Origin of the sequence: Gilliamella apicola, from assembly GCF_003202915.1 — a bacterium.
GTDB classification, from domain to species: domain Bacteria; phylum Pseudomonadota; class Gammaproteobacteria; order Enterobacterales; family Orbaceae; genus Gilliamella; species Gilliamella apicola_Q.
In genome coordinates this window covers 18890-32752 of record NZ_QGLP01000004.1, presented here as the reverse complement: position 1 = coordinate 32752, position 13863 = coordinate 18890, and the positions used below count along the sequence as shown (strand labels likewise).

Genomic DNA, 13863 nt, shown 5'->3' with positions numbered 1-13863 from the left:
ATTTAAATATTATTAACTTGATATGAAAGCTTTAATTTCAATTGACTACACGAATGATTTCATTGCGGATGATGGTGCATTAACTACAGGTTTAGCCGGTCAACAAATTGAATCCGAAATGTTAAAAATAACTGAATCATTTATTAAAAATAATCAATTTATTGTTTTGGCAATTGATGCCCACGATCCGACCGATGAATATCACCCTGAAAATGCACTTTTTCCACCTCATAATATTGTTGGAACTGTTGGCCAACAATTATTCGGTGATTTACATCAACTTTATCAAAGAAATAAAAATTCAACCAATATTTACTGGATCAACAAACGCCACTACTCAGCATTTTGTGGTACAGATCTCGATCTACGTTTACGCGAAAGACATATTACCGAAATCCATTTAATTGGTGTTTGTACGGATATTTGCATTCTACATACAGCCGTAGACGCCTATAACCTAGGTTATAAAATAATTATTCATCAAAATGCAGTTGCAAGCTTTGATCCTATTGGTCATCAATGGGCTTTAAAACATTTTCAAAATACCTTAGGGGCAACTGTAGTATAAGAAGTGTTGTGTAAGAAGTATAGAGAAAAAAGATAAAAATAAGAAGGAGCAAGAATGGAAGTTTTAAAAGACTATAAATTGCATTTAATTGCCTTTTTAGTAGTAATTATTTGTGAGCTTATCGGCAAACAATTTATATGGATTATTGCCGTTTTTCCCATGTTATATGCAATGATTTTTGGTGGCATCATTAGCTTACCTAAACTAAAAATACTCACCAACAAAAATATGCAAAATGCAAGTCTAGTGATGATGGTTACATTGATTCTACTTGTTGCAAAACTTGGTTTAGCTGTAGGTCCCAAAATTGATATGATTTTAAAAGATGCCAAGCTAGCCCTAATTTTTCAAGAATTAGGGCATTTTGCCGGAACCATCTTGCTTGGGTTACCGTTAGCAATGTTATTAGGAATGAAACGAGAAGCGGTTGGTGCAACCTACTCTGTTGCCCGTGAACCTAATATTGCTATTGTTGCAGATAAATATGGACTTGATTCTCCTGAAGGTCGTGGCGTTATGGCTATGTATATCTGCGGTACCCTCTATGGTGCAATTTGGATGAGTATTCTTGCTAGCTTAATAGCACAATTGAACATTCTTCACCCATATGCACTAGCAATGGGAGCTGGCGTAGGTAGTGGAAGCATGATGGCGGCATCACTTGCCCCGATAAGTGCTTTGTATCCTGAATTATCTGAAAATATTAACGCTTATGCAACAACAGCAAATTTAATGTCTGGTATGGTTGGTATATATATTTATACACTCTTTTCTTTACCTTTTGCTTCTTTTATGTATGACACGTTAGCCCGTCTTCGACGCAATAAATAGGGAGCCAAAAATGAAGATATTAGAAACAATTTTTGTGCTTATTTTAGTCGCCATTATTATGGCTGCTGGAAACAGTATGGGTTATAAAATTGATATTATTTCGTCGCTTGAAGCTTTAGCAGTCCTAGTTGTTATCTCTATTGTAGGATTTTTACTAAGTAAGTTACCCGGATTAAAAAAATTTCCAGTAATTTTATGGGTATCGGTTGTTGCAGCTGTAGCTTCTTCACCTATATTCCCATACCATAAAGAATTGGTTGCAATTACAGATCAAGTTTCGCTACTTGCAGTATGTACACCAGTACTTGCTTATGCAGGACTTGCCATAGGTAAAGATCTTGCGCTATTTAAAAATATCTCTTGGCGCATTATCCCCGTATCTTTAGCAGTATTTTCAGGTACGTTTATTTTTGCAGCCTTAATAGCTCAAGTCACTTTGCATTGGGAAGGCGTTATCTAATTTAGATAAGGATTTAATTTATGACTAAAGATGAACTAAAGAAAAAAGTTTGTGACGCGATTGCAAACCGAAAAGCAGACATCAAATCGATTGCTGAAGCGATTTGGTCCGAACCAGAGCTTGGCTATAAAGAACACAAAACGGCTAAAAAAGTAGAAAACGCTTTTGAGAAATTAGGTGTCCCTTTTAAAAATAAATTAGCACTTACGGGTGTTAAAGGTCGTCTTAAAGGCGGTAAAGGAAGCAAATACAGCATCGCAGTTATTGGAGAACTTGATGCAATTATTTGTGCCGACCATCCAGCTGCCGATGAGACATCAGGAGCGGCTCACTGTTGTGGTCATAATGCACAAATCGCTAATATGATGGCTGTCACTATGGGACTAATTGACTCAGGTGCCATGCAATTTTTAGCGGGTGATGTAGTACCATTTGCTGTTCCAGCAGAAGAATATGTTGAAATAACCTATCGCAATCGATTAATTGAAGAAGGTAAAATCAAATACATTGGTGGCAAACCAGAATTGATTTCACGTGGTGATTTTGATGATGTTGATATGGCGTTGCAGATACATTTAACAAGTGTACCAAATGAACGTCAAGATGGTTTTATTGAAATCTCAACAACAAGCAATGGCTTTATTGGTAAACTAATTAAATATAAAGGTGAAGCATCCCATGCCGCAGCAGCACCTCACGCTGGTGTAAATGCGTTAAATGCAGCTATGATGGGAATGATGGGTGTCCATGCTATCCGTGAAACATTTCAAGAAAAAGATTACATTCGATTCCATCCAATTATTACCCAAGGTGGTGATTTAGTAAATGTCATACCAAGCGATGTAAGAATGGAAAGTTATGTACGAGCAGGCAATGTTCCAGCTATGATTGATGCCAATGAAAGAATTAATCAAGCGTTAAAAGCTGGTGCAATGGCTGTTGGTGCTACGTGTGAAATTAAAGATCTTCCAGGTTATCTGCCGTTAAATAATAACCCAACACTTAATGATCTTTTAAAGCAAAACGCTGAAAATTTAATTGGGAAAGAAAACGTTTCAATCGCACCACATATGACTGGAAGTACAGATACAGGTGATCTATCACATATTATGCCAGTAAGTCACCCTTGGATTGGTTCGGTTAGAGGAATTTTACATGGTAAAGATTATACCGTATTTGATGAAGAGATGGCTTATATCCGCCCTGCACAAATGATGGCTTGTACGATTATTGACTTACTTTATGATGACGCTTTAGCTGCTCAAACCCTAATGACAAATTACAAACCGCTTATGACAAAAGAAGAATATTTAAAATTCCTATCGGGTTTTGATAAATAAAGTTTAGAACTTGGCACAATCTTGTGCCAAGTTTTTGTTATACTATCCACATTATTATCAACAACAATAATCACTTCATATGTTAACGCTTACCGATCAAGAATTATTTCGTTATGACAGGCAAATAACTTTGCAGGGTTTCGACATTGAAAAGCAACAAATTTTAAAAAATAGTTCAGTATTAATTATTGGATTAGGGGGATTAGGTTGTTCAGCTTCTCTCTATTTAGCTGCATCGGGTATTGGTAAGTTAACATTAAATGATTTTGATACCATATCAGAGTCGAATTTAAATAGACAAATTTTATATACTCAAAAATCAATAAATCAATATAAGGTTGAAGTCGCAAAACAAGCATTGGATAATATTAATGCCAATATGATTATTGAAGCTATTAATCAGAAACTGAGTGATAATGAACTAATTTCCTTAATTAAACAATATGATATCGTTATTGATTGCACCGATAATTTAACCAGCCGTGAACAAATTAACCGTTGCTGTTTTCAAGAAAAAAAACCGTTAGTTTCCGGAGCGGCTATTCGCATGGAAGGTTTACTCACTGTATTTAACTATGAAGATAACCAAGCCTGCTACCACTGCTTAAGTTACTTATTTGGTGAAGACCAACTTACTTGTATTGAAGCCGGGGTAATGGCACCATTGGTTGGCATGTTCGGTTCAATGCAAGCTCTAGAGGCAATCAAAGTACTTACCCATTATGGTAAACCTTTAATTGGTCGAGTACTAATGGTTGATAGCATGACGATGGAATTCAACCAATTCACATTTGCTAAACAAGCTAATTGTATTGTTTGTGGAAATCGACAGGCTAAACAGGAGCTAAAATGCAATTAAATCGCATCATTTTAGCGCCCATGGAAGGCGTTCTTGATTATTATGTTCGGCAAATATTAACTGAAATCAATCAATTTGATTATTGTGTCACCGAGTTTGTAAGAGTAACCCAACATAAATTATCAAACCGAACTTTTTATCGACTATGTCCAGAACTGTATAATGAAGGAAAAACCTTATCTGGAACGCCAGTCCGAGTTCAACTATTAGGACAATCTCCTGAATGGATGGCTGAAAATGCCATTAAAGCGCTTGAACTAGGTTCTTATGGCATAGATATCAATTTTGGTTGTCCAGCTAAAACCGTTGTTGGTAGCCATGGTGGTGCTTATTTATTACAATATCCAGATCAAATATTTAATATTGTGACTCAAGTTAGGACTGCAATTGGTGCTATCCCAATTTTATCGGTTAAAATCCGATTAGGCTGGGATGATAAATCCCGCTGTTACGAAATAGCCGAAGCAATTGAACAAGCTGGTGCTAATGAAATTATTATTCACGGTCGTACCAAAACAGATGGATATAAAGCCGAGAAAATTGATTGGTCTACCATTGGTAAAATTAAACAAAAATTAACCATTCCGGTTATTGCTAACGGTGAAATATTTTCTATTGCAGATGCTCAAAATTGCCTAACGCAAAGCCAAACAAATGACATTATGCTAGGTCGAGGAATACTTAATATTCCTAATCTAGCCAATAAAATTCGATTTAAACATTCACCATTAAATTGGCAAGAAGTAATGCAATTACTGCTGCGCTACGCAATGACACCTATCGAAGATGCTAAACCACTTTATCATTCGGCTAGAATAAAACAGTGGTTGGCTTATTTAAGGCAAAATTACCCTCAAGCATCCATATTAATACCAGAAATCAGACAACTAAAATCACAAAATGAAATCTGTAATTTTTTGAAAACCAAATTAGATAATAAATCTAACTAATTTTGACTCTTTCAAAATGCCGCCTTACCAAAATAATATTTAGTTGTTTTATTAAGAGTTAGACAAATCAATGAAATAAGCAATATCACTAAAAGTAATTTATTAATATTGTCAAAAATAGATATAAATGAGTCAAAATAGTATTTTGATGGATTATTATAAATGACAATAAAGGCAATTAAAGCAATGGATAAAATTAAAACATTTGATATTAATACACTTTTAAAAAGTTTTACATATTGAATTTTATCAAAGAAAACATGAAAAGATTGTTTGCTAAACACCAGACCAAACAATATCGCAACCAGATAAATAACCATTAAATGGTTATAAATAGCTGTTAAATGATTATAAATGGAACCACTAAATACATTTATTGAAAAGGCTCGTTTCATAAAAATAAAACACTTAATCAATATAAAGCAACTAAACAAAGAAAAAAGAATAAAATGAATTTTTGGGGAGTTTTTTTTAGTTAAAATAAATTCATTTTGACTTTTAATAAAATAACCTTTACAAAAAACAATCAAATAATATAAAAGTAACACATTAAGTAAATAATGAATAATAGCCAATGCTATAGGGAATATTGGTAACAAAGAAAATACTGTTTTTAAATAAACAGTTGTATTAATTTTAATGAGATAGGTAACTATAGAATAAACCGACATTATAATGATCAACAAAGTAATATTAACTTTATTAACAATATAAACATGGGCAGAATGAAAGAATAGAGTTAAAAGGCCAAAAATCAATAAGGTATCGGTAAAATAGTGTTCAAAAAAAAGCCTTAATAAAAATGAAAAAGGCACATCAAAAAATACATACCAAGTAAAATTTCCTAGGAAAAATTCATCTGCGTGCAAATATAAAAAAAATACGTTAAATAGTATGCTTAACATAAAATAGATTAAACAACCTATCAACGGTAGCTTAAAAAAACTCTTTTCCATATGTATATTGCATCCCATTTCATTAATTATTTTTTATTATCAAATTTTAAAAAATAATATTTAGTCACTTTATTGAAAATTAAATAAGTTAATAAAAGAAAAAATACAACTAAAAAAAACAGTTTAACATAATCTAAGATTAACGAGGAATAATCAAAATAAAAACTTCTAGACTCTCCTCTAAGAAGTAAACAAATTAAAACATTAAGTAACAACAAGACACTAGATACGAATACACTTTTAAACAACCTTGCGTATTGAATTTCATCAAAAGAAATCATGAAATTTTTTTTACTAACACGCATACAAAATAGTATAAAAAGGATAAAAGTAAATTTTAAATCACGATTAACAGATCCATGGCCCAAAACCATAATTAAATTTTCAATTATTTCAAATCCACTATACAAAATTGGACAAATAAATGCTAAAAAAAGTATCGCATGAATTAAACTACTATTTTCGGACGTTAAACAAAAAGCTTGCCGATTTTTTAAAAAATATTTTTTCGATAATTCAACCAAATAATATAAAAGTAAAGAATAAAAAATATAATGAAGAAAAATGAATGCAGAATAACATAATACACTCTGTGATGAAGAAGATAACTCATCAATATAAGTGTCAATAGAACGCCATATACAAAAAGTGATGCCTGAATACACTAATATTAATAGCAATAATAAAAGGACATTATGTTTGTTAACAAGATAAATATTATTAAAATGAAGAAATAATGTTAATAAACCAAAAAGCCATAACGCTTCGAAAAATTGATATAAAAAAAACGAATCTAATAAGCTAACGGAGTTAAGATAATGCCAAAATAATTCTTGTGAAAAACCTATATCTGGTTGACAAGAGCGGTACAATATAATCAGTAAAAGACTCAGAAACAAATAAATTGTACTACCTATCATCGACAATTTAAAAAAAGACGTTTTCTCCATTTAACTTCCTTATTATCTATATTTATTCAATTCGTTTAATAAAATGCTTTATTTTAAAACCCATTAAAGCCAGTGATCCAAAATAGATGCCAATACCAACAATAACCAACAAGAACAGACGACCAATTCTGGCTAACATTGCCCCTTTAGACCAATCTGGTAATAATTCTGCACCAAACCACAATACTGACGACATCAATAAAACTGCAATAATAACCTTGATTAAAAATCGATACCAACCTGGCTGTGGTTGATAAAGTTTCTTTTTACGAAGTTGCCAAAATAACAGACTAGCATTAAAACATGCTGCCAGCCCAATTGATAATGAAAGACCTGCATGTTGTAAAGGGCCAATAAAAGCCAGATTCATCAATTGTGTTAAAATAAGGGTAATTAATGCAATTTTCACCGGTGTTTTAATATCTTGTCGGGAATAAAATGCTGGAGCTAATACTTTAATTAAAATAAGTCCAAGTAAACCAATTGAGTAAGCGACTAAAGCACGTTGAGTCATCAAAGTATCATTTAAAGTAAATTGTCCATATTCAAAAAGAGTTGATATCAATGGCTTTGATATAACACCCAATGCTACGGTACTTGGCAAGGCTAATAAAAAACAGAGACGAAGCCCCCAATCTAATAGCTCTGAATATTGTTTGTGTTCACCTTTAGCAAAACTTTTAGCTAAAGATGGCAATAAAATAGTACCTAGAGCCACACCGAGCACACCGGCAGGAAACTCCATAAGTCGGTCAGCATAATACATCCAAGAAACAGAACCTGAAATCAGGAATGAGGCAAAAATCGTATTTATGATCAGTGATATTTGTCCAACCGATACACCTAAAATAGCCGGTCCCATCTGTTTTAACACTCGCCATACACCACTATCTCTAAAGCTAATTCGCGGTAAAACTAACATACCAATCTTTTTCAAATAAGGTAATTGATAAAGTAGCTGTATAACACCGCCCACAACGACTGAAACCGCTAACGCAAGTACAGGCGGATTAAAATAAGGGGTTAAAAATAAAGTAAAAGCAATCATGCTAATATTTAGGAATGTTGGTACAAATGCTGGTACTGAAAAACGATTCCAGGTATTAAGTATGGCTCCCACTAATGAGGCAAGTGAGATAAAAAAGATATAAGGAAACGTAATTCGCAACATGACCGTTGCAAGTTCAAATTTATCGTTTGATTCTTGCATAAAACCTGGCGCAGTTATCATTATGATAAATGGCGCTGTCACAATACCAATTAACGTAACAATAGCTAATACTAACGTTAATAAACCTGCAATATAGGCCACAAAAGTACGTGATGCCTCAATGCCCTGCTGATTTTTATATTCAGCCAGAATGGGGACAAAAGCTTGAGAGAATGCACCTTCAGCAAAAATACGACGAAGTAAATTAGGCAACTTGAAGGCAACAAAAAAGGCATCCGTTGCCATTCCCGCACCAAAAAAGCGGGCAATAATAGCATCACGAACAAATCCTAAAACACGTGAAACCATTGTCATCGAGCTAACTGTAGCTAAAGATTTTAAAAGATTCATATACGATCTATGTACCAATTACATAGCCAAAAACGATTAATTCCACATAGTCTACAAACTATTGTTCTAAATCACCACGATTTTTTTAATAAATAGTTATTTTAATATAACCGTCAGAATGATACTGACGGCAAATAAGCTAACGATCTTTTAAAGGGGTAAAAGGCCTAAGTTCGCCAATATTTTTATAGGCAGGACGGATAATTCGACGATCATCAAAATTAAGTTCTTCAATACGATGAGCACACCAACCTACAATTCGCGACATAGCAAATAATGGTGTATACACTTCTTTAGGTAAGCCGATCATGTCATAAACAAAACCAGAATAGAAATCGACATTAGCGCAGACTTGTTTTTTGGTTCTGGCATTTTTACGATTTACTACCGCATGAATAGCTCGTTCCTCAAGTAAATTTAAGAAGTTATATTCTTCTTCACGTCCTTTTTCTTGAGCAAGTTGATAAGCCATCTCTTTTAATAACATGGCTCTTGGGTCCGATACAGTATAAACAGCATGGCCAATACCATAAATTAACCCTTTTTTATCGAACACTTCCTTATTTAAAATACGTTGTAAATAGGCATCAATCTCATCGGCATCAGTCCAATTTTTGATCTCTTGTGCAAGATGTTTAAGCATTTTTCCTACTTGCAAATTTGCTCCACCATGTAATGGACCTTTCAATGATCCTATTCCTGCGGCAATCGATGAGTAAGTATCAGTACCCGTGGAGCTCGTTACTCGAACAGTAAAAGTTGAGTTATTCCCACCACCATGTTCGGCATGAATTATCATGGCTAAATCAAGCACTCTTACATCAAGTTCTGTATATCGCCCTGATCCTTTCATCATATAGAGAAAATTTTCCGCAATCGAAAAATCTTCGTGTGGGTGACGGATATGTAAGGATTTTCCTTTAGCACTATGACTTAACATATTATAGGCATAAGCGATGATTGCCGGAAATTTAGCAATCAAATCAATAGATTGACGCATTAAATTATCACGTGAGGTATCGTCAGGCTCAGGATCATAAGTGTACATTTCAAGAACAGTTCTAGCCAAAATGTTCATTACATCATGACCTTCAAGTTCCATAATAGCAATCTTGGTTTGCTTTTCTAATGCCATGGATTCACAAAGTAAACATGAAAAATCCCGTAATTCTTCCTTATCAGGTAAATAACCAGATAATAATAAGTAAATGGTTTCTTCAAAACCTGTTCGTCGCTCTTGCTGGGCATTATGTACAAGCTCTTCAATATCAATACCACGATATAATAATTTACCTGCAATTGGCTTTAGTGAGCCATCATCTAAGCGTTCATAACCTAATACATCACCAATTTTGGTTAACCCAACTAATACACCGGTATGGTCAGCATTACGTAATCCACGTTTTACATTAAATTGTTCGAATAGCTGAGATTCAATTTTACTGGTATTTTTAATGGTTTCCGATAATTTATAAACTAAGAACTTTTCTTTCATTAACCATCCCCTTTGAATTATAAATTATCGATAACTGCTTGAGTAAATTGGGTTGTTGATAATGATTGCCCATTTTGCATAAAGTGAGCTAAATCTGCAGTGGCTTTGCCTGATTGAAATAAGCTTTCCATGGCATTAGTAATTAGTTGCCCAACTTCATGCCATCCTAAATATTCAAACATCATCACGCCAGATAATAATAGGGATGATGGGTTAGCCTGATTTTGGCCAGCAATATCAGGAGCGGTACCATGTGTCGCTTCGAATATAGCATGTCCGGTTAAATAATTAATATTGGCGCCCGGTGCAATACCAATACCACCAACCATGGCGGCAAGCTGATCGGAAACATAATCACCATTAAGGTTTAATGTCGCAACAACCGAATAATCCTCGGGTTTTAACAAGGTATTTTGTAAAAATGCATCACAAATCACATCTTTTATAATTAATCTACCGACTGATTTCGCAGCTTGTAATGCTTGTTCAGCTGCTGCCTTACCTTCGGCTTTTTGAATTTTAGCATATTGATTCATGGTGAACACTACGTCAGTAAATTCTCTTTCCGCAAGTTCATATCCCCATTGCTTAAATCCACCTTCCGTGAATTTCATAATATTACCTTTATGAACTAATGTAACTGATGGTAATTTATGTTGTAATGCATAGTTAATTGCGGCTCGGATTAACCGCTCAGATCCCTCAATAGAGACAGGTTTAACTCCGAAAGCCGAAGTGTTAGGAAAACGGACTTTGGTCACTTTCATCTGGTCAGCTAAAAAATGATAAAACTTTTCAGCTTCGACCGTACCTTGTTGCCACTCAATACCGGCATAAATGTCTTCAGTATTTTCACGAAAAATGGTCATACTGACTTTTTCTGGGTGCTTTAACGGTGATTCAACACCTTTAAACCAACGCACTGGACGCAAACAGACATAAAGATCTAACTCTTGACGCAGTGCAACATTGAGTGATCGGATCCCACCACCAACTGGCGTCATTAATGGTCCTTTAATACCGATAAGATAATGTTTGAAGGCATCCATAGTCTCTTGCGGTAACCATGATCCATTTGCATTAAAGGACTTTTCACCAGCAAGTACTTCTTTCCATTGAACACTACGTTTGCCTTGATAAGCTTTTTCAACTGCTTTATCAAAAATTGTTTGAGCAGCGTGCCAAATCTCTTTACCAATGCCATCGCCTTCAATAAAAGGAATCGTTGGATGATTTGGAACGACTAATTTTCCATTTTCAATTGAAACTTGCTGATTCATATTGTCTCTTCCTCTTATTTCTTATTTAAATTCTTCTTTTAACTTATTCAATGCGCTACCCGCTTTGAACCATTCAATTTGTGCTTGATTATAAGTATGCGCTACAGCAAAAGAATCTTGACTACCATCATGATGATGAAGGGTTAATGTCAAATTTTTACCCGGTGCAAAATCGCAGAGTCCAGTAATACTAATTTGATCGTCTTCACGGATCTTGTCATAGTCATCTTTGTTAACAAAGGTTAATGCAAGCATGCCTTGTTTTTTCAGGTTAGTTTCATGAATACGCGCAAACGATTTAACCACAATTGCTTTAACATTTAAAAAGCGCGGCTCCATTGCGGCATGCTCCCTTGACGAACCTTCACCATAATTCTCTTCAGCTACGACTATTGAGCCGACTCCTTGTGCTTTTAATTTACGAGCCAACGCAGGGACTTCAACATAATCGCCAGTTTGTGCATCCAACACACTATTGGTTTTCTGATTAAAAGCATTAACCGCACCAATTAACATATTATTGGAAATATTATCTAAATGACCACGAAATTTTAACCATTTACCGGCCATTGAAATATGGTCAGTGGTACATTTACCGGTTGCTTTAATCAATAATGGTTGCGAAATAATATCTTTACCATCCCAAGGTGAGAAAGGTAATAGCTGTTGTAATCGTTCTGAATTAGGTGCAATACGAACTTCAACTAAACTACCATCAGCCATCGGCTCAATATAACCTGCATCATCGACAGCAAATCCTTGTTTTGGTAACTCATCGCCGATAGGTTCGTGGAGTTTTACTTTTTCTCCTTTATCATTGATGAGATAATCGGTTAATGGATTAAAACTTAATTTACCAGCAATTGATAACGCTACTACAATTTCTGGGGAACAAACAAATGCATAAGTGTTTGGGCTACCATCATTACGTTTAGCGAAATTACGATTGAACGAAGTGACAATCGAATTTTTGTGTTCATCGGCAACATCATCTCGACGCCATTGCCCAATACAAGGCCCACATGCATTAGCCATAATAGCTGCACCAGCTTGTTCAAAGCGACTTATAATACCATCCCGTTTTGAAGTATATTTAACTTGTTCTGAGCCTGGATTGATAATTAATTTGGCATTTACTTTCAAACCTAACTTATTGGCATTATCAATCACTGAAGCTGCACGCATCATGTCTTCGTAAGAAGAGTTAGTACATGATCCAATAAGTCCAACTTCCATATTATCAGGATAATCATGTTCCTTAACAGCAGAGGCAAGCTGGGAAATAGGATAAGCTAAGTCAGGAGTAAATGGACCATTAACATAAGGTTCTAACGTCGATAAGTTAATCTCGATAACTTGGTCGTAATAATTTTCAGGTTGTTCTAATACTCCTTTATCAGGATTGAAACAATCACTTAATTTATTGGCTAAATCAACGACTTCTTGACGACCTGTCATACTAAGATAATCAGCAGATTTTTTGCTATAAGGGAAGATTGAAGTCGTTGCTCCCACTTCTGCCCCCATATTACAAATTGTTGCTTTACCGGTGGCGGATAATGATTCAGTACCTTCGCCAAAATATTCAATAATGGAATTAGTACCACCTTTAACTGTTAAGATACCGGCCAGTTTTAAAATGACATCTTTTGGTGATGCCCAACCCGATAATTTGCCAGTCAATTTTACGCCAATAATTTTTGGCATTTTCAGTTCCCATGGCATACCGGCCATAACATCAACGGCATCAGCACCACCAACACCAATAGCAATCATCGATAAACCACCAGCATTTGGTGTGTGTGAATCAGTACCAATCATCATTCCACCCGGAAAGGCATAATTTTCAAGTACCACTTGATGAATAATTCCAGCATCAGGTTTCCAAAATCCAATACCATATTTGTTCGATACATCACGTAAAAATTGATAAACTTCATGGTTATTACTTTCAGCAATAATCAGGTCATCATGAGCATTTTTATAGGCTTGTATCAGGTGATCACAGTGGACTGTTGATGGAACAGCAACTCGTTTACGTCCAGAATTCATCAGTTGTAATAGCGCCATTTGCGCAGTTGCATCTTGCATCGCAACACGATCGGGGGAAAAATTTACATAATCTTCACCTCGTTTATAAGCTTTAAGTTCCTCACCTTCAACCAGATGGGCATAAAGGATTTTTTCCGTCAAGGTTAATGGTTTTCCAATTTTCTGGCGGATAAGATCAATTTTTTGTGGATAATGTTGATAAATATTTTTTATTAAATCTATATCGAAAACCATAATTAAGCTCCCATTGCTTATATTATAATATCCTTTAGAGCCTTACTCACAATCGGGATAATTGAATATTTATTCTTTTTTTATGATTAAATATTCAGACAATATAACACTATTTTTGTTTTATGCAATCTTGTAGTAATACTTGTTGTTAACTTTGATTAAAAACAACAAATTTAAATACCATTATTAATAGAAACTCTATACTAGCGAAATATTAAATATTATGCACATTAAAGAAAATTCAAAATTAGCAAATCCCATAAGTAAAAATAATGTAAAAAAAGTTGCAGAACGGTGTTCTTTAAGGCATTAAAGCATTGCCAACAC

At 34.5% G+C, this 13863-nt stretch carries 12 protein-coding genes; 6 read left to right on the top strand and 6 right to left on the bottom strand.

All coding sequences use genetic code 11. The annotated features are described in order from the left end of the window. Nucleotides 1-22 precede the first annotated feature (22 nt). The 6 genes from DKK79_RS01660 (at nt 23) to dusC (ending at nt 5008) form a co-directional block, all read left to right on the top strand. Entirely contained in the window at nt 23-568 is a 546-nt protein-coding gene (locus DKK79_RS01660) for a cysteine hydrolase family protein (protein ID WP_110422576.1), read from the top strand. Nucleotides 569-622: 54 nt separating this feature from the next. Then, nucleotides 623-1399, top strand: coding sequence for a DUF3100 domain-containing protein (locus tag DKK79_RS01655; RefSeq protein ID WP_110422575.1), 777 nt, complete (start codon nt 623-625; stop codon nt 1397-1399). A 10-nt stretch (nt 1400-1409) separates the two neighbouring features. Continuing rightward, entirely contained in the window at nt 1410-1859 is a 450-nt protein-coding gene (locus tag DKK79_RS01650) for a hypothetical protein (RefSeq protein WP_110422574.1), read from the top strand. A gap of 20 nt (nt 1860-1879) precedes the next feature. Beyond that, complete coding sequence (locus DKK79_RS01645; RefSeq protein WP_110422573.1) at nt 1880-3199, top strand: amidohydrolase; 1320 nt, start codon at nt 1880-1882, stop codon at nt 3197-3199. Between the two features lie 79 nt (nt 3200-3278). Further along, nucleotides 3279-4058, top strand: a complete 780-nt coding sequence (locus DKK79_RS01640) for a molybdopterin-synthase adenylyltransferase MoeB (protein ID WP_110422572.1) — start codon at nt 3279-3281, stop codon at nt 4056-4058. Further along, entirely contained in the window at nt 4049-5008 is a 960-nt protein-coding gene (gene dusC / locus DKK79_RS01635; RefSeq protein ID WP_110422571.1) for a tRNA dihydrouridine(16) synthase DusC, read from the top strand. Before DKK79_RS01640 ends, dusC begins: the two co-directional genes overlap by 10 nt. An 11-nt stretch (nt 5009-5019) precedes the next feature. On the opposite strand, the gene DKK79_RS01630 is transcribed toward dusC, so the two are convergent. The 6 genes from DKK79_RS01630 to DKK79_RS01605 form a co-directional block, all read right to left on the bottom strand. After that, nucleotides 5020-5964, bottom strand: a complete 945-nt coding sequence (locus tag DKK79_RS01630) for a hypothetical protein (protein WP_146211975.1) — start codon at nt 5962-5964, stop codon at nt 5020-5022. Between the two features lie 26 nt (nt 5965-5990). Beyond that, a complete protein-coding gene (locus DKK79_RS01625; RefSeq protein WP_110422569.1) occupies nt 5991-6914 on the bottom strand; it encodes a hypothetical protein in 924 nt (307 codons plus the stop codon). Nucleotides 6915-6936: 22 nt separating this feature from the next. Next, entirely contained in the window at nt 6937-8475 is a 1539-nt protein-coding gene (murJ, locus tag DKK79_RS01620; RefSeq protein WP_034883456.1) for a murein biosynthesis integral membrane protein MurJ, read from the bottom strand. Between the two features lie 139 nt (nt 8476-8614). Continuing rightward, nucleotides 8615-9970: a citrate/2-methylcitrate synthase gene (locus DKK79_RS01615; protein WP_110422568.1), complete on the bottom strand. Its 1356-nt coding sequence runs from the start codon at nt 9968-9970 to the stop codon at nt 8615-8617. 17 nt (nt 9971-9987) lie between these two features. Continuing rightward, nucleotides 9988-11250 carry an NADP-dependent isocitrate dehydrogenase gene (gene icd, locus DKK79_RS01610; protein WP_110422567.1) on the bottom strand — a complete coding sequence of 421 codons (1263 nt, stop codon included), beginning with the start codon at nt 11248-11250 and terminating at the stop codon, nt 9988-9990. Between the two features lie 21 nt (nt 11251-11271). Further along, complete coding sequence (locus DKK79_RS01605) at nt 11272-13536, bottom strand: aconitate hydratase (RefSeq protein WP_110422566.1); 2265 nt, start codon at nt 13534-13536, stop codon at nt 11272-11274. Nucleotides 13537-13863 lie beyond the last annotated feature (327 nt).